This window comes from Neorhizobium fuzhouense, assembly GCF_042611105.1.
GTDB lineage: Bacteria > Pseudomonadota > Alphaproteobacteria > Rhizobiales > Rhizobiaceae > Neorhizobium > Neorhizobium galegae_A.
This window is the reverse complement of record NZ_JBHFFP010000001.1, coordinates 555292-579374: the sequence shown is the minus strand read 5'-3', so window position 1 is coordinate 579374 and position 24083 is coordinate 555292. Positions and strand designations below refer to the sequence as shown.

The following is a 24083-nucleotide window of genomic DNA, read 5'->3' as shown; positions in this document are numbered from 1 at the left end:
CGCCGAAACCGTCACAACCACTCCGCGCGGCCCTTGTCCTGCTCGATGATCAGCACGCGGTCCTGGTGGATGTCGCAGCGTGACGCGTCCGCCTCGTCCCAGCCGCCGACCAGTTTCAGAATGGAGCGGATGACGCCGCCATGGCTGACGCAGACGGTCGGCCTCTCCACCGATTGCAGCCAGGCACCGATTCTCCAGGAAAGGATCTCGTAGCTTTCGGCCGAAGGGCCGGGAGGAATGAAGTTCCATTTCTGCCGCGAGCGCATTTTGAGCCGCTCCGGTGCCACGGCGCGAATATCGTCCAGCGTATGGCCTTCCCAGTCACCGAAGGACAGTTCCACCAGCCGCTCGTCGGTGCGGTAGCCCATGGGGTCAAGCCCCATCGCCTTGCGGGCGATCTGCATGGTTTCGCGGGTGCGCGAGAGGGGGGAGGCGACGAAATCGAAGTTTAAGACGTCTGTCCCCAAAAGGCCGCGCAGCGTTTCGCCGTTCTGAAAAGCCTGGGCCCGGCCGGTGTCGTTGAGGCCGATGTCCTTCTGGCCCTGCAGGCGTCCTTCGGCATTCCAGTCGGTCTGTCCGTGGCGGATCATGTAGATGAGCACGGGTAAAACCCTCTTTCATGCCTTGGCTGCACGCTCGTGCTGCGCCGATTGTGTAGCCGGTCTCTCCGGTTTTCCGGGTCCCGTCCAGCACAAATGGCAGGGCGCCCGGTTGAAAGTCCCGGCAGTATTCTGCCGAAACCTTGATCCGAGCCTACCCAATGAAAGGCGAAAGTCCAATACCGATTTAAGGCCCAAGGCCTCGTGTCATCAATCCTTGATGACGGAAATGTCAGGCGCGTCGACCGCCTTCATGCCCACGACATGATAGCCGCTGTCGGCGTGATGCACTTCGCCCGTCACCGAACGCGACAGGTCCGACAGCATGTAGAGGCCGACATCGCCGACTTCCTCGATGGTGACGGTGCGGCGCAGTGGCGCGTTGTATTCGTTCCACTTGAGGATATAGCGGAAATCGCCGATGCCGGAGGCGGCGAGCGTCTTGATCGGGCCGGCCGAGATCGCGTTGACGCGGATGTTCTTCGGGCCGAGATCGACCGCGAGATACTTCACGCTGGCTTCCAGCGCGGCCTTCGCCACGCCCATGACGTTGTAGTTCGGCATGACCTTTTCGGCGCCGTAATAGGTCAGCGTCAGCATGGAGCCGCCATCCGTCATCAGCTTTTCGGCGCGGCGGGCAACTGAGGTAAAGGAGTAGACGGAGATCTGCATGGTCTTGGCGAAATTGTCGGCGGTCGTATCGACGTAGCGGCCGGTCAACTCGTCCTTGTCGGAAAAGCCGATGGCATGCACGAGAAAGTCGATCTTGCCCCAGCGCTGCTCGATATCGGCAAAGACGGCATCGATGGTCGATTCGTCGCTGACATCGCAATGGCCGGCAAGCGAAGCGCCGATTTCGGCGGCCAGCGGCTCGACGCGCTTCTTCAGCGCATCGCCCTGATAGGTGAGCGCCACTTCGCCGCCCTGGGCATGAATGGCCTTGGCAATCCCCCACGCGATGGAACGGTTGTTCGCGACACCCATGATGATGCCACGTTTGCCTGCCATGAGGCCGGATGCCTGAGCCATACTCTATCCTCTAAGACTTAAGACGAAAGTTGCCTATGGCATAGGCCGTCCCCACGTTCAAGCAGGCGTGAGATCATCTCCTGTAAGGGGGTGTAACAATGGGTGCGCAGACGCAACCGCCTGGGGATAGCGTCACAATGGCGTCACACGAAGAGGCCGTGGCGCATGTGGCGCATCAGATCGATGACCTTCGGGTCGGGCTTTTCCCACAACACCACCCGCAGTTCGACCACCAGATCGCCGCGTCCGCCGGCATCGTTTGCCAGGCCAAGACCATCGATCCGCACGCTCTGATCCGATCCGGTCCAGGCCGGAATGGAGACGGGAACGCGCCCGCCCGGCGTCTCCACCTCGGCCTCGGTTCCCAGAACCGCATCCTCCAGCGAGATCGGCAACACGGTGTGGAGATCGAAACCTTCCACATGAAAACGATTGTCGCGGGCAATCTTCAGGGTCACCAGCAGGTCGCCGCGCTGGGCGCCGGGAAGCCGCAGCCCCTGTCCGATGAGACGCAGCACCTGGCCGTCGGTCATGCCGGCCTCCAGCGGAAAGCGCACTTCGCGATCGTCGGACAAGATGACCGTTGCCGTGTTGAGGGCCAGCATGTCCTGAAGAGACACGGTGGCGGTCGTTGAGAGGTCGGGCGCCTTTTCCGGGGGCTGGGTCGTGCCGCGGATCCGCCGCATGAGACCGGAAAGAAGCTCGATCGCCTGAAGCGGAAGCGGCGGCGGCACTTTCTGGCCAGTTGGTTCGGGGCGGGTCGGTTCGGGCCGTGCCGCATCCGGATTGCCGCTTTCGGCTGCGGGCCGTTGGGCCTGTGCGGCGCCTGCCGTCCCGGCATTCGCCGGTCCGCTGCCTGCCTGTGCTTTGGCGGAAGAGGGCTGCGGCCGCTCCGTGCGGGCTTGCTCCTGTCCACCCTGCGCGCCTGCCTCAGCGCTGCTACGGCGGGTGCCGGCCGTTCCTGCCTGCGAGGCAGTGGAGGAGGCCGCCGAAGGGGCGGGACCGAAAATGCGGTTGATCAGGTCCTCCGGGTTTTCCTCCGCACCGCCAAGGGTGCTTGCGCCGGCCGTGGCATTCGCCCGGTTTTGGTTGGCCTGGTTCTGGGCGCGCTGCGCATTGGCGCGCGCCAGTTCCTCCATCACCTGTTCGGCCTTGGCGCGGGCAGCCTTGGCGCGCTCTTCCGCCTGACGGGCGTTTTCGCGCTGCTGCAGGATGGTTTGGTGGGTCTCATAGGCGCGGTCGTAGCGCTTGCGGCGTTCGGGATCCTTCAAGACCTCGTAGGCCTGGCCCATCTCGGCAAAGCGGCGCGTGGCGGCCGGATCTTCCTGGTTATGGTCCGGGTGCAGCGATTTCGCCTTGGAACGCCAGGCAGCCTTGATCTCGTCGGCACCGGCATCTTTCTTCACGCCGAGAAGGGAATAGGGATCGCGCATACCGTCCACCGCTTATGTTTGCAGCCTCACCGGAACGCCCGGCGGCTGCTTTCGACAACAACTCTTGCCGTCGGCGAAGGGTTCCGCTGCCGGAACATCGCCCTTTTGGCCTATGGTGAAGAAATATAATCGTGACACTCTCTAAGGAGAATTTACGCGCGCCGGCGAGTTGGAATTAAGATTACCGCGCAGTAACCAGCCGATCCTCAGCAATGACAGGTGCGGCGACGGCATGTCTGTCCGTCAGCGCGGGGTTGCGCTGCGGGTCTCTACCGGAAAGAGGAAGGATATTACTGCCGTTCGAAGGAGGTCAGCATCCAGTCGCCGCTGTTTGCCATGCAGGCCTGGCCGGTAAACTTGGCAATGCCTTCATAGGAATGGCGGGTGGTGACGAAGCCGCGGCAGACGACGCCCGCCACATTGGCTTCGCGGATGCCGGAGACGACACCGGCGCTGCCGGTTGCCGTATTGGCCCAGGGGAGTGCTGCGCCCGACACCTTGGAAAGGTCGGCGGAGGTGACGGCATTGCGCACCGTCACTTCGTCGGAGACCGCTTCCTGCGAACGTTTGGGAATGGTGGATGTGGAGAGGCTGCGGTCCACCTTAGCAGAGCTGTCGAACAGGTCGAAGGCGCCACTCGTGCAGCCCGACATTGCCGTCGAAAGGGTAACCAACAGGGCTGCTTTGAGCGTGAGCGACAGCGGCGATCGGATGCGATATTTTGTCTTGTCTGTCACTGCCACCTTGCGTCCAGTCCGGAAAAGGTTCACGGGTCCATTTGATCAGATCGGGAGCATTTTAGTCAATATGTCGCAAGATCGGTTAACAAGCGGTGACTTCACCGAGGAAAACGAGCCCTTCGCCCTGTTTGCTGAATGGCTGAAGGATGCGGAAGGTTCCGAACTCAACGATCCCAATGCCGTGGCGCTTGCGACGGTGGATGCAGACGGCCTGCCCAATGTGCGCATGGTGCTGCTCAAGGGCTTCGACGAGCGCGGCTTCGTCTTCTATACCAATTTCGAAAGCCAGAAGGGCCGGGAGATCTTAGGGCAAGGCAAGGCCGCGATGTGCTTCCACTGGAAGTCGCTGCGCCGGCAGGTGCGGCTGCGCGGACCGGTGAGCGTCGTGTCCGACGACGAGGCGGATGCCTATTATGCATCCCGCCCGCGCGGCAGCCGGATCGGCGCCTGGGCATCGAAACAGTCGCGTCCGCTCGAGGGACGCTTTGCGCTGGAAAAGGCCGTGGCCGAATATACCGCCCGCTATGCCATCGGCGACATTCCGCGTCCGGCCCACTGGTCGGGCTTTCGCATTGTCCCGAGCTCGATCGAGTTCTGGCACGACCGTCCGTTCCGCCTGCATGACCGGGTGGAGTTTCGCCGCGAGGGCGAGGCCGAAGGCTGGTCGAAGGTCCGCATGTATCCGTGACAGGAGGGGCTGCCCTTCCGTCACCGGGTTTCCCCGGAGTCAAGGCGCGCCCGTCAGGGCGTTCTGATCAGGGCGTGCCCATGGCGAAGGGAATGCCGGAGGCAAGGGCTGCGACGTAGCGGGGCTCCTGGTAATAGCCGTTCAGCGAAATCCGCGGCAGGGCGGTCAGCCGTTCGGTGTCGGCCGCGCAGACCGTGCCCGGCTGCGTTGTCACGGCCACCGTGAAGCCGAGTGCCTGCGCCAGCGCCTGGTCGCGCTCGGAAACGGCGGCCTGCGTGCCGTAGGGATAGGCGATTGCGGCCGGACGTGTGCCGGTGAGGGCCTCCAGCCAGTCGGCGGAGCGCTTCATCTCGGCGCCGGCATCGGCATCCGACAGGCGTTTCAGCGCCCGGTGGCTGACGGTATGGGCGCCCAGCGAGGCGAGCGGATGGTGCGACAGTTTTGACAGATCCTCGCGGCCGAGTGTCAGCCGGCGTGTGATGTCGAGCGGCTCGATCCCATGGCGGCACGCCAGCGCATCAAGCTCGGCCACCGCATCGGCTTCGTTGTCGCGTTCGACATAAAGCGCAAAGCGGTCAAACGCATCGAGCCGGGCACTGCCGGCGGTCAGATCAAGCGTTTCCGGCCCGGCGCCGAAATCGAAGCTCAGCCTGTCGGTCTCGTTCAACAGCTCGGCTAGCGTTTCCCACCAAATGGTGTGGGTGCGGTCGGCAAAGCCCTCATTGATGAAAATCGTGAACGGCACCTGGTAACGCTCGAACACCGGCAAAGCGTGCTCGACATTGTTGCGGTAGCCGTCATCCAGCGTGAAGCAGGCAAAGGGGCGCGCGGGCGGTTCGGCTAGGCGCGCGGGCACGTCCTGAAGGGCGACGAAATCATAGCCATCCTCGGCAAGCCGGCTGATGGCGGCATCGAGAAATTGCGGCGTCACTTCCAGATGTGCGTTCGGCGCGGCAAGCCGCGGCTCCGGCGGGCGCACGTGATGCAGGGTGAAAATCGCGCCGCGACCGCGCGCCTCGCGCATCAGGCCAGCCCGCGCCAGAATGCCCGCCGTTTCAAGCCCGCCGGCAATCAGGCCACGCTTGACACTGCGGCGCCACAGGGCGTCGATCTTTCCGTTCATCTGCACTGCTTCACCGCCAGTTGTTCGCGGCACGCTAGCGCTGAGACCTTTAAGCCTTGCTAATGAAGCACTGCAAATACCATCAGTGCAGCAGAGCGTCGAACACCGGCAGGCTGAGGAGGCCGGCGCCGGCAATCAGGCAGAAGCAGATGCGCCGGAACGTCGCCTCGTCGGCAAAGCCGAACAGGCGCGAACCAAGCGCGATGCCAAGACCGTAACCGGGGCCGACGACTGCCGCGAGAAGCAGCGTATCGACCCGCAACAGGCCGGCGCTCACATAGGCGGTGGCCGATATCAGGGAGGCGAGCGCGAAATAAAGCACGATATTGGCGCGCACCACCACCCGGTCGCTCGCCCCGCCCAGCCAATAGGCGACGATCGGCGGGCCGGACAGTTGCGCGACGCCGCCGAAGAGGCCGGCAACCGCACCGGTTGCAACGCCAAGCGGTGCCTTCGGCCGGCCCTTGTAGCGCCAGCCGCTGATGAGGAAGGCAAGAAGGGCAATAACCGTCACCGAAATGATCCAGCGCAGCACGAGCGGCGGGGCAAAGGCGAGAAGTGCCGTGCCGACGGGCACGCCGGCAAGCGCACCGATGAGAAGCGTTGCCACCTCGCGCCGGTTCGCCCGCCGCCACCCCTGCGGCAACATTCCGAGCGTCATCACCCAGTCGACCACCAGAAGAAGCGGCGAGGCGGCCTGCGGCCCGGCAATGGCGCTGGCCATCGGAATGAAAATCAGGCCGCCACCGAAACCGGAAAACCCGCGCGCCAGACCCGCCACCAGGGCGGTGGCGAGAAGGGCGAGGATCTGCCCCAGCGGATGCAGGGCAGGAAAGGCCGCGACATCTGCCGCAAGCATGTCGGAAAGGGTCATGGGCGGGCCGGGTCGGGGGAGGGCGTTCTGAAGGGGCGGATGGAGGAATGTGAGCGCCGGTTCTGCGTCCGCCGCAAAGGTCTGTCAAGCGAATGCGGGGCGGAGAGCCGTTCCGACACGTCATCGCCGGGCAGGGCGACTCCTGATGCGCCTGACGCGAGCGGATGGACCTTGGCGGCGAATCGGTGTTCTGTGAATGAAACAAAAGGAGAACAGGATGCTTCGCCAGCTGATCGATGAATTCGAAACCGCCTCCCGGCGCTATGCCGAGGCGCATGGCGTGACGCGCGATCCCGACTGGTTCGTGCTGAAACTGCACGAGGAAGTGGGCGAACTCACGCAAAGCTGGAACCGTCTCAGCGGCCGCGGTCGGCCCAAGGGCCGCAGTGTCGAGGACATGCAGCGCGACTTGGCCGACGAAGCCGCCGATGTGCTCGGCCACATCCTGCTGTTTGCCCATGCCAACGGTCTCGATCTTGCCGCGGCGGTGGAGCGCAAATGGCTGTTCAGGCCGGCGTAACGACGGCCGGGTGACGATCGAAGAAGGCGCGGCAATGGTCAAGACTGTCGGCCACGGCCGCGCAGAGCGCCCGGATTTCCTCTGTCGGCTGCAGCATGTCGGGCACCATCACCGCCATGGTCCCGGCGGCGGCCGCGCTGCGGATGCCGTTGTGGGAATCCTCGAGCGCCAGACAAAGCGCCGGCGCGACGCCGAGCCGTGCCGTGGCCGTCAGATAGGGATCTGGCGCCGGCTTGCCGCGGGCATAATCGCCATGCGCCACCACATGGTCGAAGCGCCCGAGAATACCGAGTTCGCCGAGGTGGTGCTTGACCTGGAAATGGGCCGAGGAGGTGCAGACGGCGCGCGGAATGGACAGGGTGTCGAGCAGATTCAGCATCTGCGTCACCCCCGGCTTCAGCCGCAGGTCGGTTTCCAGCAGCCGGTCGAAATGCGCAAGCCATACCGCCCTAAAGCCATCGGCATCGAACGCTTCGCCGTAATGCTCCCGCAAAAGGCCCGCGATGCTGACCCAGGGCCTGCCCAGCATCCCCTCATAGATCGACGGACCGATCGGAAGACCCTTCTCCGTGGCGGCGGAAATGATCGAGCGGCGATAGAGGATTTCGGTATCGAGCAACAGGCCATCCATATCGAAGATGACGGCCTGCGGCAGGCGGGGAAGTGTGAGCATGGAACTTGCCTTCAAAAACGCCGGATACCCAAATCCTCGAAGGGCCGCAAGAGGTAGCCGTCGGGATCGGCGACGAGGCACTGGCGGTTGCCCACCTCGTGGTCGTCGCGGCGATACCATGTGTCCTCGACCGGCAGGACAAGCGGATGACCGGCGCGTTCCAGACGTCTGACGAGGGCCGAAAGGTCCGGCACGCGAAGTTGTAGGTTGAGGCCGCGGCCGAGCGGGGGTGCGAGCGGTGTCGCGTCATCGAAGGTGCGGCCGGTGCCGATCTGGTCGATCATCAGCTGGGCGTTTCCGAGCGTCAGAAAGGAAAAGCCCTCGTCCGGGCGCTCGTAGAGGACCGTAAAGCCGATGAGATCAAGGTAGAAAGCGCGACTTGCCGCCCAGTCGGTGACGGCAAGCTCCGGAACCAGCGCGTTTTCGGAGGCGGTTGTCCCGGCTATGGCGTCGCGGATGAAGTCGCCCTTGGCAGCGGTGTAGCGGTCGCCATCCTCGGCATAAAGGCCGGCCAGCTCCTGCTTCAGGACGCGATAGGCAAAGGCGAGATGCGGATTGGCCCGCAGTGCGTCGCGGAAGGTGACGCGGTCGCGATGGGTCCGGCTGTCGGGCGGACAGAGATAGACCCGCCAGCCGGGATTACCCGGCATCAGGAAGGCGAAGACGCCATCGCCGTGGCGCGATCCGCGCGGCTGGTATCCGGCGTTTTCCAGGCGTGTCGCAAGATCCGGAATGGTGCCCGGATCCGCCACCGTCACATCGATGTCGATCAGCGGCTTGGCGGCGAGACCGGGGACGGCCGTGCTGCCTACATGCTCGATTGCTGAGGCCGGCAGGGACAGAAGCCGCTGCAGTTCGGCGCCTGCCCGTTCGAATGCCAGCGGCCAGGCGGGGTCGTAATCGCTGATCTTAACCCGCTTCGCCATGGCGCTCCGTCAGGCCTTGGTGCCGCCGACGGTGATCTGGTCCATCCGGAGATGCGGCTGGCCGACGCCGACCGGCACCCATTGGCCCGCCTTGCCACAATTGCCGATGCCGGTATCGAGCTTGGAATCATTGCCGACCATCGAGACGCGCTTCATCGCATCCGGGCCGTTGCCGATCAGCATGGCGCCCTTGATGGGCGCGCCGATCCGGCCGTTTTCGATGAGATAGGCTTCCGTGCAGCCGAAGACGAACTTGCCGGAGGTGATGTCCACCTGACCGCCGCCGAAGGAGACGGCATAGATGCCCTTTTTCACGGAGGCGATTATTTCCTCCGGCGTCTTATCGCCCGAGAGCATGTAGGTGTTGGTCATGCGCGGCATCGGCTGGTGGGCATAGCCCTGGCGGCGGCCGTTGCCGGTCGGCGTCATGCCCATCAGGCGGGCATTCTGCCGGTCCTGCATGTAGCCGACCAGCCTGCCGTTTTCGATGAGCACGTTATAAGCCGACGGCGTGCCCTCGTCATCGATGGTGATCGAGCCGCGGCGGTTGTCGATCGTGCCGTCATCGACCACGGTGACGCCGGGGCTTGCCACCATTTCGCCGAGCAGACCAGCAAAGGCGGATGTCTTCTTGCGGTTGAAATCGCCTTCCAGCCCGTGGCCGACGGCCTCGTGCAGCATCACGCCCGGCCAGCCGTTGCCGAGCACCACATCCATGGTGCCGGCCGGCGCCTCGATGGCTTCCAGGTTGACGAAGGCCTGGCGCAGCGCCTCGTCGGCGCCCGTTTGCCAGTTCCCGTTCGCGATGAAATCGCCAAAGCCGATGCGCCCGCCGGTGCCGAAGGAGCCGCTCTCCTGGCGGTCGCCTTCGCCCACCACGACGGAAATGTTGAGCCGCGTCATCGGGCGCACGTCCTGCACGCGGTGGCCATCGGCGCGCAGGATGTCGACCACCTGCCAGCTCGCGGCAATCGAGGCCGTCACCTGGCGGACTTTCGGATCCCTGGCGCGCAGATAGGCGTCGATTTCAGTCAAAAGCGCCACCTTCTGCTCGAACGTCGGAGAGCCGATCGGGTTTTCGTCCCCGTAAAGGCGTCTGTTGGTGCGCTGCGGCGCGGCCGCATAGGAGCCGGAATAGCCGCGGGTGACCGCGCCAACCGCATCGGCCGCGCGCGACAGGGCAGACACCGACAGCTCGCCCGCATGGGCATAGCCCACGGCTTCGCCCGCCACCGCGCGCAGGCCAAAACCCTGGTCGGTGTTGAAGGAGCCGCCCTTCAGGCGCCCGTTGTCGAAGGAGAGCGATTCGGCCTGCGCATGCTCGAGAAACAGTTCGCCATCATCGGCGCCGGCAAGCGCTGCGGCCACCATCTCGCGCAGCCGCGTCTCGTCGCAATCGAAAAGGTTGATGAGGTCGGTGGTCATCGTGGCGCTCCTGTGGCGGACGCTTGGGATGCATCCGGCTTTCACGTCCGATGTAGGTCTGTCAGAACGGCGGCGCAAGTTTATCTTCGCCGCCGCGGACCGCGCAGCCACGCCCTTGTGGGGCGTCAACCGAGATCAGGGCAGCGCGTCATAACCATCGGCAAAGCCGGCAAGCTCGATCGGAATGCCGACGCGGTCCTGGTCGACGGATTCACGCAGCGCAAAGACGGCGTTCTTGCCGGCGCGCAGGATCTTCATCAGCTCGTCGTCGATCTCCACCTCCACATAGCAGCCCTCGGAGAAGCAGCGGGTGAAATAGGCGCGGCCGATATTGTTGCCGTCGACGAAGAGATCCATGCCGTCCTTGAGGAGTACGCCGAGCGGCGCGAGAATGCGCAGGATCTTGGCCTTGCGGTCTGCCGTCTTCAGGACGACGACGGAAAGGCCGACCTCCGGCCGGTCCTCGGCAATGACATTCTGCATCAGCGCGCATTGTTCGACGGAGCTTCCGGCCGGCTTGTCGCAGAGAACGGACCAGGCGCCATGATTGCCGCGCACGGTGCCGGCGGGCGGAGCGCCGGCCGGGGACGCGCCGGGTGCAGCCGGCTGCTGGGCGCCGGGCGTCAGCGCCGGCGTCTGCTGCGCAGAGGGTTGCTGGGGCGCGCTCTGCTGCGGTCTTGCCTGCTTTTCCCCCGTCTGCGGCGCTTGCGCCAGGACCGGGCTGGCGAGCAGGGCGCCGGGCAGCAGAGCGGCCAGCGCTGCGGCGCGCAGGAGGGAGAAACGCATGAATACCTCTGTCTTTCGAATCAGTCGTGCTAATCTTGTCGCCGGGGAGGGTTAATGAAAAGCCCTTACCCTCTTTTCAGGCGAGTGCGGCAAAAATGCGGAGCCGCGCGAAGGCCGAGTTTCCTGCCGGTTGGCGCTGTTGCAAGGGGATAATGCGGGTGCGATACGCCCGGGCGGATCGTCGCGGAATTGACAACGCGCAAAAATGCCGCACGGGCGCGAACGCCAGATGCAACTGGCGCATATTGCGGCAGTTGGCAAACTGTGATTGAACCGATAGCCTATAGCTTGGGATTCTGCGTTTCGATCTGATCCAGATCAAATGCTTGGGGAGAGAAATAGTGATGAACAGAGCCTATGCAGCTTTCGCTGCGATGATCTGTCTGCTCTGCGCCTCGGGGGCGGCTGCAGACCAACCGGTTCCATGGCAGATCGACCAGCAGCAGGCGGTGACGCCGATCATGCACGAGATCAAGTGGTTCAACCATTACAGCCTCTGGTTCATCGTGCCCATCACGCTGTTCGTGCTGGCGCTTCTGGTGGTGGTCGTGGTGAAGTTCCGCGCCAGCGCCAATCCGGTGCCCTCGCGCACCAGCCACAATACGGCCATCGAAGTTGCCTGGACGCTCGGCCCGGTTCTGGTGCTGCTGTTCCTGGCTATTCCCTCGTTCAACCTTCTGAACGCCCAGCTGACCATGCCGGAAAATCCCGACGTGACGGTGAAGGCTACCGCCACGCAGTGGCAGTGGAATTACGAATACGAGGGCGGCGAAACGCCGGTGGCCTTCGACAGCTACATGCTGCATGACGGCGACCGCGCGACCGCCGGAAAGACCGACATGAAGGTCTATCCGCGCCTCCTGGCCGTCGACAACGAGATGGTGCTGCCGGTCAACAAGACCGTGCGCATGCTGGTGACGGCCGCTCCGACCGACGTGATCCACGCCTTCGCCATGCCGGCCTTCGGCGTCAAGATCGATGCGGTGCCCGGCCGCCTCAACGAGACCTGGTTCCGCGCCGAGAAGGAAGGCCTCTACTATGGCCAGTGCTCCGAGCTCTGCGGCAAGGACCACGCCTTCATGCCGATCGCCATCCGCATCGTGTCCGAGGACAAGTACAAGGCCTGGCTGACGGCCGCCGCAAGTGACCTGCCGGGTGCCTACAAGGTGCTGACGGCGTCTGCCGATGCGCCGGCGCTCACGGTCGCATCCAAGTAAGGGGGAGTTAGGACAATGGCTGGACATTCCGCACACGACGGTCACCACGCCCATGCTGCCCACGAGGCGCATGCCGGCGACGACCATCATCACGACCACACGCTGAGCTTCTTCGATCGCTGGTTCAAGTCGACCAACCACAAGGATATCGGCACGCTCTACCTGATCTTCGCGATCATCGCGGGCATCATCGGCGGCCTTCTCTCCGTTGCCATGCGCATGGAGCTGCAGGAGCCCGGCATCCAGATCTTCCATGGCCTTGCCTCCATGGTCTACGGTTTCGAGGGCGATGCGGCGATCGACGGCGGCAAGCACATGTACAATGTGTTCACCACCGCGCATGCGCTGATCATGATCTTCTTCATGGTCATGCCGGCGATGATCGGCGGCTTTGCCAACTGGATGATCCCGATCATGATCGGGGCGCCGGACATGGCGTTTCCGCGCCTCAACAACATCTCCTTCTGGCTGATCGTGCCGGCCTTCTTCCTGCTGCTTCTGTCGATGTTCGTCGAAGGCCCGGCAGGGGCTTACGGCGTCGGCGGCGGGTGGACCATGTATCCGCCGCTGGCCACCTCAGGCCAGCCGGGACCGGCTGTGGATCTGGCGATCTTCTCGCTGCACGTGGCGGGGGCCTCGTCGATCCTTGGCGCGATCAACTTCATCACCACCATTTTGAACATGCGCGCTCCGGGCATGACGCTGCACAAGATGCCGCTGTTTGCCTGGGCCGTGCTGGTCACCGCCTTCCTGCTTCTGCTGTCGCTTCCGGTTCTGGCCGGCGGCATCACCATGCTGCTCACCGACCGCAATTTCGGCACGACCTTCTTTGCGCCGGAAGGCGGCGGCGACCCGATCCTTTACCAGCACCTGTTCTGGTTCTTCGGGCATCCGGAAGTCTACATCCTGATCCTGCCCGGCTTCGGCATCATCAGCCACATCGTCTCGACCTTCTCCAAGAAGCCGGTCTTCGGCTATCTCGGCATGGCCTATGCGATGGTGGCGATCGGCGCCGTCGGCTTCATCGTCTGGGCCCACCACATGTACACTGTCGGCCTGTCGCTTGATGCGCAGCGCTATTTCGTCTTCGCCACGATGGTCATCGCGGTGCCGACGGGGGTCAAGATCTTCTCGTGGATTGCGACGATGTGGGGCGGTTCGCTGTCATTCCGCACGCCGATGATCTGGGCGATCGGCTTCATCTTCCTGTTCACCGTCGGTGGCGTCACCGGCGTCCAGCTTGCCAATGCCGGTCTCGACCGCTCGCTGCACGACACCTATTACGTGGTGGCCCACTTCCACTACGTGCTGTCGCTCGGCGCCGTCTTTGCGATCTTTGCCGCCTGGTACTACTGGTTCCCGAAGATGACCGGCTACATGTATTCGGAAAAGCTCGGCAACCTGCATTTCTGGGTGATGTTCGTCGGCGTGAACCTCGTGTTCTTCCCGCAGCATTTCCTCGGCCTTGCCGGCATGCCGCGCCGCTACATCGACTATCCGGATGCCTTTGCCGGCTGGAACTACGTGTCGTCCATCGGCTCGTACATCTCGTTTGTCGGCGTGCTGATCTTCCTCTTCAGCGTCTGGGAAGCCTTTGCCAAGAAGCGCGTCGCCGGCGACAATCCGTGGGGCGAAGGTGCGACCACGCTGGAATGGCAGCTCTCTTCGCCGCCGCCCTTCCACCAGTGGGAACAGTTGCCGCGCATCAAGTAAGCGTTTTGCCAATGCCATGGCGCGGTTGCCGCGCCATGGTCCGCTTGAGACAACAGGACCAATTGCATGACCGCCATCGATCATCACGCCACCCTTGCAGACGACGATCTTTATCTGTCGGAAGCAGGCGCGCGCGATTTCTTCGAACTGTTGAAGCCGCGCGTCATGTCGCTGGTGGTGTTCACGGCCTTTGCCGGCCTGCTGCTGGCGCCGGGCTCGATCAATCCGGTCATTGGCTTCATCGCCATCCTGTGCATTGCCGTTGGCGCCGGCGCCTCGGGTGCGCTCAACATGTGGTACGATGCCGATATCGATGCGGTGATGACGCGCACGGCGCGCCGCCCCATTCCGGCCGGCCGCATCCGTCCGCAGGAAGCGCTCGCCTTCGGGCTGACGCTCTCGACCTTCTCCGTCTGTATCCTCGGGCTTGCGGTCAACTGGTTTGCCGCGGGCTTCCTGGCCTTCACCATCTTCTTCTATGCCGTCGTCTATACGATGTGGCTGAAGCGCTCGACGCCGCAGAACATCGTGATCGGCGGAGCCTCCGGCGCCTTTCCGCCGATGATCGGCTGGGCCTGCGTCACCGGTTCCGTCTCGCTCGACAGCATCCTGCTCTTTCTCATCATCTTCCTGTGGACGCCGGCGCATTTCTGGGCCCTGGCGCTGTTCAAGATGCGCGACTATGGCGCCGTCGGCGTGCCGATGCTGCCCAATGTTGCCGGTGAGCGGGCCACTAAGAACCAGATCGTCGTTTATGCCGTCGCCACCGCCATCGTCGGCGTGTCGCCGGCGCTGACCGGCCTTGTCGGCTGGGTCTACGGTGCCTTTGCTGCCATTCTCGGCGCCCTTTTCGTGCTCTGTTCCATCGCCGTCTGGCGCATGGCCGACGGCGACGAGAAAATGCTGCCGGCCAAGCGCATGTTCGCCTATTCGCTGGTCTATCTGTTTGCGATCTTCCTTGGCCTGATTGCCAGCCATTATGCCGGGGCGTTTGCCGGCCTTGCCGGAGGTCTGTGATGGTGGAGACCGTCAAGATCAACGAGGCGCAGAAGAAATCCCGTCGCGGGCGCAATATCGCGCTTGGCCTGGTGCTCGGCGCGCTGGTGGTGATCTTCTACGTGGTGACGCTGATCAAGATCAGTGGGACCGGCTGAAGCGTCTTTGAGGGGGATGGAGGAGTACGGCATGACGGTTGACAGCACCGTGAGGAAACAGAAGGTCGGCAACGGCGCGATCCTGGTCGCCTGCCTCGTCTTCGTCGGCGGCATGGTCGGCGCGGCCTATGCCTCCGTACCGCTCTACCGGCTGTTCTGCCAGGTCACCGGCTATAACGGCACGACGCAGCGCGTCGAGCAGTATTCCGAGACCATTCTCGACACCACGATGCGCGTCACCTTCGACGCCAATATCTCGCCCGGCCTCAACTGGGAGTTCAAGCCGGTCAACCGCTCCATCGAGCCAAAAATCGGCGAAACGGTGCAGATCGCCTATCAGGCCACCAACCGCTCGCCTGTTCCCGTCACCGGCATGGCGGTGTTCAACGTGACGCCCATGGAAGCCGGCGCCTATTTCAACAAGGTGGAGTGCTTCTGCTTTACCGAGACAACCCTTCAGCCGGGCCAGACGCTCGACATGCCGGTGGTGTTCTTCATCGACCCGCAAATCGTCAAGGCTGAGGAAACGAAGAATATCAAGAATATCACGCTGTCCTACACCTTCTATCCCAGCCAGGGGGCAAAACCGGTTGCCGGTTTGAAGGATAAGGGCGAAGGCAGCGCGAAGAAGTTGTGAGAGAGGGCCTGCCCGCTTGCGCGGGGAGGCTTGAGGAGAAACATCGGGGACTGCTGGCATGGCGCAAGCGCATCAAAAGAACCACGACTACCATATCATCGACCCGAGCATTTGGCCGCTCATGGCCTCGCTCGGCGCCTTCGTGCTGACCTTCGGTGGCGTTGGCTACATGCGCTACCTGCATGGCGGGCAGTTCCACCTGTTCGGTCTGGATTTTGCGCATCCGTGGCTGTTCTTCATCGGCCTGGCGATCCTGATCTACACCATGGTCGGCTGGTGGGCCGATACGATCAAGGAAGGCCGCGAGGGCCATCACACGCCGGTCGTATCGCTGCACCTGCGCTATGGCATGATCATGTTCATCGCGTCGGAAGTGATGTTCTTCGTCGCCTGGTTCTGGGCCTTCTTCGATGCGAGCCTTTTTGCCAATGAGGCGATCCAGGCAAGCCGCGTGACGGCCACCGGTGGCCAATGGCCGCCAAAGGGTATCGAAGTGCTCGATCCTTGGCACCTGCCGCTCTACAACACCGTGATCCTGCTTCTCTCCGGCACCTGCGTGACCTGGGCGCACCATGCGCTTTTGCACAACGACCGCAAGGGCGTGGTGAACGGCCTGGCACTGACGGTGGCACTCGGCCTGTTCTTCTCCTTCGTGCAGGCCTACGAATACGCCCATGCGCCCTTCGAGTTCAGCAACTCGATCTATGGCGCGACCTTCTTCATGGCGACCGGTTTCCACGGCTTCCACGTCTTTGTCGGCACCATCTTCCTGCTCGTCTGCCTGATCCGGGCGGCCAATGGCGGCTTTACCCCGACCAAGCATTTCGGCTTCGAGGCGGCTGCCTGGTACTGGCATTTCGTCGACGTCGTCTGGCTCTTCCTCTTCTTCGCTATCTATGTCTGGGGCGGCTGGGGCGCGCCGCTGGCGCATTGAGCGCCGCCTGAAAGATGAGAGGAGGGCGGCACCTGCCGCCCTTTTCATTTGGAACCCGTGCCGGAAGGTTTTTCATGCCACAGGATGAAGCACATTTTCCGCCGCAGGATGCCGTGGCGACCGGCCTTCGCGGTTCTTGCCCGCGTTGCGGACAGGGAAAGCTGTTCGACGGCCTTTTGACGGTGCGTCCGCGCTGTACGGCCTGCGGGCTGGATTACGGCTTTGCCGATTCGGGCGATGGGCCGGCCGTCTTCGTCATGCTGCTGGTCGGCTTTCTCGTCGTCGGTTTTGCCCTGTGGTTCGAGTTCACCTTCCATCCGAGCGTGATCTGGCATTTTCTGGTGACCTTGCCCTTTGCCGTCATCACATGCCTTGTGTCGCTGCGGCTGCTGAAGGGCCTGCTGATTTCGCTGCAATACAGGCATAGCGCAAGCGAAGGCCGGATCGACCGTGACTGAGCCGCAAAAGCCCCCCATGAGCGCGGCCAAGCGTCTGGCGACCGCGATCTCCGTCTGTCTGGTGCTTGCCCTCCTCCTGTCGCTCGGCACCTGGCAGGTGCAGCGGCTGCACTGGAAGGAGGCGCTTCTGGCGCAGATCGCCGAGCGCCGTGAGGCCGATCCCGTCGCGCTTTCGGTGGTGGCGGATAAGCAAGGCGCGGGGACGGATGAGGAATATGCCCGCGTGCGCATCGAAGGCGTGTTCGATCACAGCCGCGAGCGGCATTTCTTTGCCACCCATCAGGGCCGCAGCGGCTTTTACATCTATACGCCGATGATGCTGGCGGGCGGCAAGACCCTCTTCGTCAATCGCGGCTTCGTGCCCTACGAGATGAAATCGGCCGAAACGCGCAAGGCAGGCCAGGTCGAAGGGCGGGTCGCGCTCACCGGCTATTTCCGCAACCGGCTCTCGAAAAAGCCGTCCTGGCTGGTGCCCGACAACGATCTGGCAAAGAACATCTTCTACTGGAAGGATCTCGATGCCATGGTGTCTTCAACCGGGTTCGATCCGCAAAACGTGCTGCCCTTCTTTGTCGATGTGGACGACGCGGTAAAGAACCCCGGCGGCATTCCGGAAGGCGGCGTGACCCAGTTCGAGCTTTCCAACAACCACCTGCAATATGCGGTGACCTGGTATGGCCTTGCCTTTGCGCTGGTGCTGGTGACGGGAAGCCTCTGGTGGAAGGGGCGGCGGCGCTAGCACGGGGCCATTGACGCGCCGCCCCTTCGCACCCGGTGATCAGGCGCCGAAGGCACCGTCGATCGTGTGCATGGCGCCGGTGACGAAGCCGGCTTCCGGGCCGGCAAGCCAGGCGACCATTCCGGCGACCTCCTCCGGCCGGCCATGGCGCTTGATGGCCATGAAGCTGTGCATGAGCTCCCGCATCGGACCGTTTTCCGGATTGGCGTCCGTATCGACCGGGCCCGGCTGCACCACGTTGATGGTGATGCCGCGCGGCCCGAAATCGCGGGCCAGACCGCGCGCCAGGCCCTGCAGGGCAGACTTGCTGACGGCGTAGGATGCCATGCCCGGCACCGGCATCCGGTCGCCGTTGACGGAACCGATCACGATGATGCGCCCGCCCTCCGGCATCTGCCGCGCCGCCTCGACCGAGGCATGGTAGGGCGCCTGAATGTTGATGCGGAAAAGCCGGTCAACGGCATCCGGATCCTGCTCCAGAGCATCGCCAAAGAAGGCAATCCCGGCATTGACCACCAGAATATTCAGCGGCCCGCTGTCGCGCACGCGGGATATCACCTGGTCACGGTCAGCGCTGTCGGTGAAGACTGCCGTGCTTCCGGTTTCTGCGGCCAGTTGCTCGGCTGCCCCCTGCGATCCGGCATAGGTGAATGTCACCGTCGCGCCGTCGGCGGCGAAGCGCCGGACGATGGCGGCGCCGATACCCCTGCTGCCGCCCAGCACCAGCACGGATTTTCCCTTGAACGTGGTCATATGTACATCCTTGTGAATTAACGTAACGAGTGCTACATAAATAGGTGAGACATCAGCGTCAAGGTTTATGTAGTGAGTGATACAAAAAATACGTCCCGATCCCGCGGCCGCCCGCGCCGGTTCGATGCCGATGAAGGGGTCGCAACCGCGCAGCAGCTGTTTCATGCCCGTGGCTACGATGCCGTGAGTGTGGCCGATATGACCGAGGCGCTGGGCATCAATCCGCCGAGTTTCTACGCCGCCTTTGGCAGCAAGGCGGGGCTTTACGCCCGCGTGCTTGATCGCTACGCAGCGACCGGCGCTGTTCCGCTTGCCGATCTCCTGCGGCCGGACCAGCCGGTGGCGGAATGCCTGGCGGCGGTTCTGGAAGCGGCAGCCCGGCAGTATGTCGCAGATCCGGTTGCCACTGGCTGCCTCGTGGTCGAGGGGACGCGCTGCGACGATCCGGGTGCGCGCGACGCCGCCTGCGCCGCGCAGGCCCATGCCGAGGCGGTTATCCGCGCCTTCATTGCCGCGCGACATCCTGAAGCTGCCGACCGCATGACCGACTTCGTCAGTTCCACCATGTCCGGCCTGTCGGCCAAGGCCCGCAACGGCCTCGACGCCGACCGGCTGCTTGCCATCGCGCGCATGGCCGGCCGGGCGGTGGCGCAGGAGCTTTCCGGAAAAGCCGGGTAGGCGTCGGTTTTCGTCCGGTTCCGGGCGACCGCGCAGCGGGATGGCGGCGATGGGCCATGGCCGGCGCAGCCCTTGCACGCGGCGTTTGTCTTTTTGCATGGCGCATGGCGCCCGGCTCGCTTATATGAGGGCGAACATGGACATTCAGCCGGAATGATTATGAACATCCAGGTGTCGAAACCGCCCCTTTCCATCCGCCTCTGTGGCCCGCGCGGTTTCTGCGCCGGCGTCGACCGGGCGATCCAGATCGTCGTTTTGGCGCTGAAGGCCTATGGCGCGCCGGTCTATGTGCGCCACGAGATCGTCCACAACCGCTATGTTGTGGAAGGGTTGGAGGCCAAGGGCGCCGTCTTTGTCGAGGAACTGAACGAGATCCCGGAAGAGCACCGTGCCCAGCCGGTGGTGTTTTCCGCCCATGGCGTGCCGAAATCCGTGCCGGAGGATGCTGAGAGCCGCAACCTGTTCTATCTCGATGCCACGTGCCCGCTGGTGTCGAAGGTTCACAAGCAGGCCATGCGCCACCAGCGGCTCGGCCGCCACGTCATCCTCATCGGCCATGCCGGCCATCCGGAAGTGATCGGCACCATGGGGCAGCTGCCGGAAGGCACGGTCTCGCTCATCGATACGATTGCGGACGCGGAAGCCTATCAGCCGATCGATCCCGACAATCTCGGCTATGTGACGCAGACGACGCTGTCGGTCGATGATACGGCGGGCGTGATTGCAAAGCTTCAGGAACGGTTTCCGAACCTCACGGCGCCCTCGGCCGACAGTATCTGCTATGCGACGACCAACCGGCAGGAAGCGGTCAAGCAGGCGGCCCCCGGCTGCGATCTCTTCATCGTCGTCGGCGCACCCAATTCGTCCAATTCCAAGCGTCTGGTGGAAGTGGCGCTTCGCGCCGGCGCCACCCGCTCGCTGCTCGTCCAGCGCGCCGCCGAAATCGCCTGGGACGAGGTGGGACCGATCCGCACGCTCGGCATTTCCGCCGGCGCCTCTGCGCCGGAAGTCATCGTCGACGAAATCATCGAGGCTTTTCGCGAGCGCTTCGATGCGACGGTGGAGCTTGCGATCACAGCAGAAGAAAACGAACATTTCCTCGTCAACCGTGAACTGCGCAACGTCGAACTCACCCGCGAAGACATGGCCTGGGTGAATGGGTGAGCGGCGACGGCGCCAGCCGGCAAAACGTGCCAGTGGCACGTTTTGAGCCGCGAACGCCCTGAGCCCAAAGCGAAGGGCCGGGGGCTTAAGCCCAGCGCGACGGCCGGGCGCTCTCGCGCCCGGAGAAATCGATCCAGCGAATCGATTTCAGCGCCGAACGCCCTGAGCCCAAAGCGAAGGGCCAGGGCGTAGCCAGCGCGAGGCCTAGATCCAGTCTTCGGATTTCTTGCATCATACACACGAAGTGTGTATAGATCACCTTTATGAAAAGCGCGGACATCATCGCGGTGCTGAAAGCAAACGGCTGGCGCGAGGTGGCGACCAGGGGTAGCCACGTGCAGTTCAAGCATCCAGACAAGCCGGGCAGGGTGACGGTGCCGCACCCGAAGCGCGAGATCCCGATTGGGACGCTGAAGAGCATCGAGAAGCAGTCCGGGCTGAAGCTGAGGTAACAGGCATGCGCAATTACATCGGTTTGATCCACAAGGATGAAGGCAGCGATTACGGCGTTTCCTTTCCCGATTTCCCGGGCGTCATTACGGCGGGCACAGATCTGGATGAGGCGCGGCGGATGGCGGAGGAGGCGCTGAATTTCCATGTGGAGGGCCTGATCGAGGATGGCGAGGCGCTGCCGGAACCCTCGTCGCTGGAGGCGATCATGCAAGACCCTGACAATCGCGAGGGGGTTGCGGTTCTGGTGGCGTTGAAAACCCGCTCTGCCAAAGCCGTGCGGCTCAACATCACGCTGCCGGAAGATGTGCTGCGCGCCATTGATGCCTATTCCGAAACCCATGGCCTGACGCGCTCAGGGTTTCTGGCGCAGGCCGCACGGCGGCAGATGCAAGACGATGACAACCCAAACAATATTCGCGGATATCCATTGTCTGCCTAGTTGCGCATGGTCGCGTCCCCGCCAAATCCTGTGCCCATGGGGCCCAAGGGGCTAGCCATGCCGGCGCCTGCCGCTGTATGCCTTTGCGGGCATGACGTCGCAAAGCCCGAAGCGCAGGACATACAGATTTGGCCGTCTATACCGATATTTCCGAAACCGACCTGAAGACCTTTCTGGCGCAATATGATGTGGGCGAGCTCACCTCCTATCGGGGGATTGCCGAAGGCGTTGAAAATTCCAATTTCCTGCTGCACACCACCAAGGAGCCGCTGATCCTGACGCTCTATGAAAAGCGGGTGGATGCGGGCGACCTGCCGTTCTTCCTAGGCCTCATGCAGCATCTGGCTAAGCGGGGCCTCTCCTGCCCGCTGCCTCTGCCGCGCCGCGACGGGGCGTTGACGGGCGAGCTTTCCGGCCGGCCGGCCGCGCTGATTTCCTTCCTGGAAGGTGTGTGGCTGCGCAAGCCCGAGGCGCAGAACTGCCATGACGTCGGGAAGGCGCTGGCCGAGATGCATCTGGCGGCTGCGGATTTTTCCATAAGGCGGCCGAACGCCCTTTCGCTGGATGGGTGGGTGGAACTCTGGGCAAAGGCCGGCCCGCGCGCCGACGAGGTTCTGGCGGGGCTGCAGGCGGAAATCGGCGATGAACTGGATTTTCTCTCCGCCCACTGGCCGCGCGATCTGCCGGCCGGCGTCATCCATGCCGATCTCTTTCAGGACAACGTGTTCTTCCTCAATAACACGCTCTCCGGCCTTATCGATTTCTATTTCGCCTGCAATGATCTCCTGGCCTATGACGTGGCGATCTGCCTCAATGCCTGGTGTTTCGAGGCCGATGGCGCCTATAATTTCGCAAAAGGCGCGGCCATGCTCGCCGGTTACCAGTCGGTGCGGCCGCTCCTGGATGCGGAGGCGGCAGCCCTTCCGATCCTTTGCCGTGGCTCTGCCCTGCGCTTCTTCCTCACCCGCCTCTATGACTGGCTGACGACGCCCGCGGGCGCGCTGGTAGTGAAGAAGGATCCGCTCGAATATCTGCGAAAGCTGCGCTTCCACCGCGCCATCGTCTCGCCCGGGGAATATGGCCTTGCGCCGCGCGGGGAGGGGATCTGATGAAACAGGTGGAAATCTTTACCGATGGCGCCTGTTCCGGCAATCCCGGCCCCGGCGGCTGGGGCGCCATTTTGCGCTATGGCGAAACCTTGAAGGAGCTTTACGGCGGCGAAGCGGATACGACCAATAACCGCATGGAGCTGCTCGCCGCCATCACCGCGCTCAATGCGCTCAAAACCCCTTGCGAGGTCAGCCTCCATACCGACAGCAAATATGTCATGGACGGCATCTCGAAATGGATCTTTGGCTGGAAGAAGAACGGCTGGAAAACCGCCGACAAGAAGCCGGTGAAGAACGGCGAGCTGTGGCAGCAGCTCGACGCGGCAAACCAGCGCCACAAGGTCACCTGGCACTGGGTCAAAGGCCATGCCGGCCACCCGGAAAACGAACGCGCCGATGAACTGGCGCGCCTCGGCATGACGCCCTTCAAGAAACGCTGAATTTTTTAAAACAAGGATGGCGAGCGCCGGCCGCCCTCCTTCGCATCGCCAGAAACCGGAAGAGACCCACCACGGAGAACACCATGATCCTGCACTGCGTCTTCCTGCGCCTCAAATCAGCCCTTGGCACGGCCGACAAGCAATCGATCTTCGATGCGGTCCTTGCCCTCAAGGATATCATCCCCGGTATCGTCTCGATCAAGGTCGGCCCCAATGTCTCGCCCGAAGGCCTGAGCGGCGGTTTTCAGGACGGCTTTGCCGTCACCTTCGAAACAGCCGACGCCCGCGACGCCTACCTCATCCACCCCGACCACAAGGCAGTCGGCGAACGCATCGTGGCGGCCTGCGACGGCGGGCTGGCGGGGCTGCTGGTGTTTGATCTGGAGGTGTGAGGGGGGGGCATTGGCGCTGAACATCCAAAGTATGCAATGTCGCCTATCGCCTTGCTAAAACTGCGTGTCTGATACTTTGAACCAAAACAAGCCGAGATGAGGATTGTAATATTCGCCGGAAGCGAGAATAGAATCTTCCGCAGCAGTTATGACGGTTTCGGAACTTCTTTCTTCGCCGAAGATACGAGAGAGAATACCATTCTTCATCGCCTGCAATCCCGCGCCACTTAAAGGAATATAACATTCCGCATTTATTTCGCCAGTTGTCTGGTCCTTGTTAATAATCGGGCTTGTATTATTGGGGTAGGTGAGGATACCCCCGGGAGGTTTGGGGAATGACAGAGTCGTCATCGGACTACTTCCATGACCATGGTTTGAGACATCCTGCGAACTGTGTAAGGCCGAATTACCAAATCTATGGAGAACTTGCGCAGCTCTAATAATGCTTCTTCAAGAGAGGTGTGATGGCGCTCTTCAGTTTCTCGCAGCCTCGTGTTGCATTCCTCATCATGGAAGCCTCGTAATTCAATTTCGAGCCTCTCTTGTCTACACAATCGCTCCGCGAACTCCTTAAATGCAGTGGGAGAGCCGATACGAAATCGTACGCCACGCGGATCCACGGGCGGATCCGAGTGGCCGTTCTGATGGGGGCAGAAGTAAAATACGAAAAATCCAGAAACTATTAGAGCAAGCCCAAGTGGAGTTGATAGCCAAATTGGTGTCATAAACGCAGGTATAGTATGTAGTTCTAAATACTGTTCGGCGGCAGACATTAAAAGAGGGGCCCACCAGGGTCCGGAAAAAATTGCGCCTACGCCCAAACCAATCACACCTAAGGCAAACCTCCCGCATCCACGACTGAATAAAATCGGGATGATTTTCAGGATCGCTTTCCAAATATTCTTCATCGGGAAATGCCGGATTGGACTTAATTAATAATGTAAATATTTCTGTTTTGATTTCAATATTATTATTTATTCGAAGTCT

General features: G+C 62.7%; 30 protein-coding genes and 1 pseudogene. 17 read left to right on the top strand and 14 right to left on the bottom strand.

Annotation, left to right across the window (positions count from 1 at the left end; all coding sequences use genetic code 11):
• Nucleotides 1-11: 11 nt before the first annotated feature.
• The 4 genes from ACEXP3_RS02960 to ACEXP3_RS02945 all read right to left on the bottom strand — a co-directional run bounded on the left by ACEXP3_RS02960 (nucleotide 12) and on the right by ACEXP3_RS02945 (nucleotide 3714).
• Entirely contained in the window at nucleotides 12-602 is a 591-nt protein-coding gene (locus tag ACEXP3_RS02960; protein WP_377295901.1) for a histidine phosphatase family protein, read from the bottom strand.
• 207 nt (nucleotides 603-809) lie between these two features.
• The gene (gene fabI, locus ACEXP3_RS02955) at nucleotides 810-1628 is read right to left on the bottom strand and encodes an enoyl-ACP reductase FabI (RefSeq protein WP_210103305.1); all 819 of its coding nucleotides are present in this window, start codon (nucleotides 1626-1628) and stop codon (nucleotides 810-812) included.
• Between the two features lie 143 nt (nucleotides 1629-1771).
• On the bottom strand, nucleotides 1772-3061 hold the full coding sequence (locus ACEXP3_RS02950) for a DnaJ C-terminal domain-containing protein (RefSeq protein WP_377295900.1): 1290 nt from the start codon (nucleotides 3059-3061) through the stop codon (nucleotides 1772-1774).
• Between the two features lie 290 nt (nucleotides 3062-3351).
• Entirely contained in the window at nucleotides 3352-3714 is a 363-nt protein-coding gene (locus ACEXP3_RS02945; protein WP_210104115.1) for an RT0821/Lpp0805 family surface protein, read from the bottom strand.
• Nucleotides 3715-3868: 154 nt separating this feature from the next.
• Here ACEXP3_RS02945 and pdxH point away from each other — a divergent pair, with 154 nt between their 5' ends.
• Nucleotides 3869-4489: a pyridoxamine 5'-phosphate oxidase gene (gene pdxH / locus ACEXP3_RS02940; protein ID WP_377295899.1), complete on the top strand. Its 621-nt coding sequence runs from the start codon at nucleotides 3869-3871 to the stop codon at nucleotides 4487-4489.
• Between the two features lie 67 nt (nucleotides 4490-4556).
• Here pdxH and ACEXP3_RS02935 read toward each other — a convergent pair whose 3' ends face one another.
• Both ACEXP3_RS02935 and ACEXP3_RS02930 read right to left on the bottom strand, forming a co-directional pair.
• On the bottom strand, nucleotides 4557-5612 hold the full coding sequence (locus ACEXP3_RS02935) for a polysaccharide deacetylase family protein (RefSeq protein ID WP_377295898.1): 1056 nt from the start codon (nucleotides 5610-5612) through the stop codon (nucleotides 4557-4559).
• 82 nt (nucleotides 5613-5694) lie between these two features.
• Nucleotides 5695-6486: a sulfite exporter TauE/SafE family protein gene (locus ACEXP3_RS02930; RefSeq protein ID WP_377295897.1), complete on the bottom strand. Its 792-nt coding sequence runs from the start codon at nucleotides 6484-6486 to the stop codon at nucleotides 5695-5697.
• A gap of 217 nt (nucleotides 6487-6703) precedes the next feature.
• On the opposite strand from ACEXP3_RS02930, the gene ACEXP3_RS02925 reads away from it, so the two are divergent.
• Nucleotides 6704-7006: a nucleoside triphosphate pyrophosphohydrolase family protein gene (locus ACEXP3_RS02925; RefSeq protein ID WP_377295896.1), complete on the top strand. Its 303-nt coding sequence runs from the start codon at nucleotides 6704-6706 to the stop codon at nucleotides 7004-7006.
• On the opposite strand, the gene ACEXP3_RS02920 is transcribed toward ACEXP3_RS02925, so the two are convergent.
• The 5 genes and pseudogenes from ACEXP3_RS02920 to ACEXP3_RS02900 all read right to left on the bottom strand — a co-directional run bounded on the left by ACEXP3_RS02920 (nucleotide 6993) and on the right by ACEXP3_RS02900 (nucleotide 10840).
• Nucleotides 6993-7679: an HAD family hydrolase gene (locus ACEXP3_RS02920; RefSeq protein WP_377295895.1), complete on the bottom strand. Its 687-nt coding sequence runs from the start codon at nucleotides 7677-7679 to the stop codon at nucleotides 6993-6995. The genes ACEXP3_RS02925 and ACEXP3_RS02920 overlap by 14 nt on opposite strands.
• A gap of 11 nt (nucleotides 7680-7690) precedes the next feature.
• On the bottom strand, nucleotides 7691-8125 hold the full coding sequence (locus tag ACEXP3_RS02915) for a bleomycin resistance protein (RefSeq protein WP_377296072.1): 435 nt from the start codon (nucleotides 8123-8125) through the stop codon (nucleotides 7691-7693).
• 12 nt (nucleotides 8126-8137) lie between these two features.
• A pseudogene (locus ACEXP3_RS02910) lies at nucleotides 8138-8605 on the bottom strand (GrpB family protein); the annotation flags it as partial.
• A 9-nt stretch (nucleotides 8606-8614) separates the two neighbouring features.
• Complete coding sequence (gene tldD / locus ACEXP3_RS02905; RefSeq protein WP_377295894.1) at nucleotides 8615-10030, bottom strand: metalloprotease TldD; 1416 nt, start codon at nucleotides 10028-10030, stop codon at nucleotides 8615-8617.
• Nucleotides 10031-10165: 135 nt separating this feature from the next.
• Nucleotides 10166-10840: an invasion associated locus B family protein gene (locus ACEXP3_RS02900; RefSeq protein WP_377296071.1), complete on the bottom strand. Its 675-nt coding sequence runs from the start codon at nucleotides 10838-10840 to the stop codon at nucleotides 10166-10168.
• Nucleotides 10841-11160: 320 nt separating this feature from the next.
• Between ACEXP3_RS02900 and coxB the strand changes: the two genes are divergently transcribed.
• The 8 genes from coxB to ACEXP3_RS02860 all read left to right on the top strand — a co-directional run bounded on the left by coxB (nucleotide 11161) and on the right by ACEXP3_RS02860 (nucleotide 17668).
• The gene (gene coxB / locus ACEXP3_RS02895; RefSeq protein ID WP_377295893.1) at nucleotides 11161-12033 is read left to right on the top strand and encodes a cytochrome c oxidase subunit II; all 873 of its coding nucleotides are present in this window, start codon (nucleotides 11161-11163) and stop codon (nucleotides 12031-12033) included.
• Between the two features lie 15 nt (nucleotides 12034-12048).
• Nucleotides 12049-13746 carry a cytochrome c oxidase subunit I gene (ctaD, locus tag ACEXP3_RS02890; RefSeq protein WP_377295892.1) on the top strand — a complete coding sequence of 566 codons (1698 nt, stop codon included), beginning with the start codon at nucleotides 12049-12051 and terminating at the stop codon, nucleotides 13744-13746.
• Between the two features lie 66 nt (nucleotides 13747-13812).
• Nucleotides 13813-14763, top strand: coding sequence for a heme o synthase (locus ACEXP3_RS02885; protein WP_377295891.1), 951 nt, complete (start codon nucleotides 13813-13815; stop codon nucleotides 14761-14763).
• Between the two features lie 2 nt (nucleotides 14764-14765).
• Nucleotides 14766-14900 carry a cytochrome c oxidase system small membrane protein gene (locus ACEXP3_RS02880; protein WP_508436194.1) on the top strand — a complete coding sequence of 45 codons (135 nt, stop codon included), beginning with the start codon at nucleotides 14766-14768 and terminating at the stop codon, nucleotides 14898-14900.
• Nucleotides 14901-14931: 31 nt separating this feature from the next.
• Nucleotides 14932-15537, top strand: a complete 606-nt coding sequence (locus ACEXP3_RS02875; protein ID WP_377295890.1) for a cytochrome c oxidase assembly protein — start codon at nucleotides 14932-14934, stop codon at nucleotides 15535-15537.
• Nucleotides 15538-15595: 58 nt separating this feature from the next.
• Nucleotides 15596-16471 (top strand): cytochrome c oxidase subunit 3, encoded by an 876-nt coding sequence (locus ACEXP3_RS02870; RefSeq protein ID WP_210103290.1) that lies wholly within the window; start codon nucleotides 15596-15598, stop codon nucleotides 16469-16471.
• A gap of 74 nt (nucleotides 16472-16545) precedes the next feature.
• The gene (locus ACEXP3_RS02865) at nucleotides 16546-16929 is read left to right on the top strand and encodes a DUF983 domain-containing protein (protein WP_377295889.1); all 384 of its coding nucleotides are present in this window, start codon (nucleotides 16546-16548) and stop codon (nucleotides 16927-16929) included.
• A 16-nt stretch (nucleotides 16930-16945) separates the two neighbouring features.
• Nucleotides 16946-17668 (top strand): SURF1 family protein, encoded by a 723-nt coding sequence (locus ACEXP3_RS02860; RefSeq protein ID WP_377295888.1) that lies wholly within the window; start codon nucleotides 16946-16948, stop codon nucleotides 17666-17668.
• Between the two features lie 39 nt (nucleotides 17669-17707).
• On the opposite strand, the gene bdcA is transcribed toward ACEXP3_RS02860, so the two are convergent.
• Nucleotides 17708-18421, bottom strand: coding sequence for an SDR family oxidoreductase (bdcA, locus tag ACEXP3_RS02855; protein WP_377295886.1), 714 nt, complete (start codon nucleotides 18419-18421; stop codon nucleotides 17708-17710).
• Between the two features lie 72 nt (nucleotides 18422-18493).
• Between bdcA and ACEXP3_RS02850 the strand changes: the two genes are divergently transcribed.
• From ACEXP3_RS02850 to ACEXP3_RS02820, 7 genes are all read left to right on the top strand, one after another.
• A complete protein-coding gene (locus tag ACEXP3_RS02850) occupies nucleotides 18494-19099 on the top strand; it encodes a TetR/AcrR family transcriptional regulator (RefSeq protein WP_377295885.1) in 606 nt (201 codons plus the stop codon).
• Between the two features lie 159 nt (nucleotides 19100-19258).
• Nucleotides 19259-20263, top strand: coding sequence for a 4-hydroxy-3-methylbut-2-enyl diphosphate reductase (gene ispH, locus ACEXP3_RS02845; RefSeq protein ID WP_210104112.1), 1005 nt, complete (start codon nucleotides 19259-19261; stop codon nucleotides 20261-20263).
• A 263-nt stretch (nucleotides 20264-20526) separates the two neighbouring features.
• On the top strand, nucleotides 20527-20715 hold the full coding sequence (locus tag ACEXP3_RS02840; RefSeq protein WP_377295884.1) for a type II toxin-antitoxin system HicA family toxin: 189 nt from the start codon (nucleotides 20527-20529) through the stop codon (nucleotides 20713-20715).
• A gap of 5 nt (nucleotides 20716-20720) precedes the next feature.
• On the top strand, nucleotides 20721-21155 hold the full coding sequence (locus ACEXP3_RS02835) for a type II toxin-antitoxin system HicB family antitoxin (protein WP_377295883.1): 435 nt from the start codon (nucleotides 20721-20723) through the stop codon (nucleotides 21153-21155).
• 128 nt (nucleotides 21156-21283) lie between these two features.
• Nucleotides 21284-22264 (top strand): homoserine kinase, encoded by a 981-nt coding sequence (locus ACEXP3_RS02830; protein ID WP_377295882.1) that lies wholly within the window; start codon nucleotides 21284-21286, stop codon nucleotides 22262-22264.
• Nucleotides 22261-22704 carry a ribonuclease HI gene (rnhA, locus tag ACEXP3_RS02825; protein WP_377296070.1) on the top strand — a complete coding sequence of 148 codons (444 nt, stop codon included), beginning with the start codon at nucleotides 22261-22263 and terminating at the stop codon, nucleotides 22702-22704. Before ACEXP3_RS02830 ends, rnhA begins: the two co-directional genes overlap by 4 nt.
• Nucleotides 22705-22787: 83 nt before the next feature.
• Nucleotides 22788-23096: a Dabb family protein gene (locus tag ACEXP3_RS02820; protein WP_210103282.1), complete on the top strand. Its 309-nt coding sequence runs from the start codon at nucleotides 22788-22790 to the stop codon at nucleotides 23094-23096.
• A gap of 54 nt (nucleotides 23097-23150) precedes the next feature.
• Here the strand turns inward: ACEXP3_RS02820 and ACEXP3_RS02815 are convergent, their stop codons facing one another.
• Complete coding sequence (locus ACEXP3_RS02815) at nucleotides 23151-23447, bottom strand: hypothetical protein (protein ID WP_377295881.1); 297 nt, start codon at nucleotides 23445-23447, stop codon at nucleotides 23151-23153.
• Nucleotides 23444-24004: a hypothetical protein gene (locus tag ACEXP3_RS02810; protein ID WP_377295880.1), complete on the bottom strand. Its 561-nt coding sequence runs from the start codon at nucleotides 24002-24004 to the stop codon at nucleotides 23444-23446. The genes ACEXP3_RS02815 and ACEXP3_RS02810 overlap by 4 nt, the downstream gene beginning before the upstream one ends.
• Nucleotides 24005-24083: the final 79 nt, after the last annotated feature.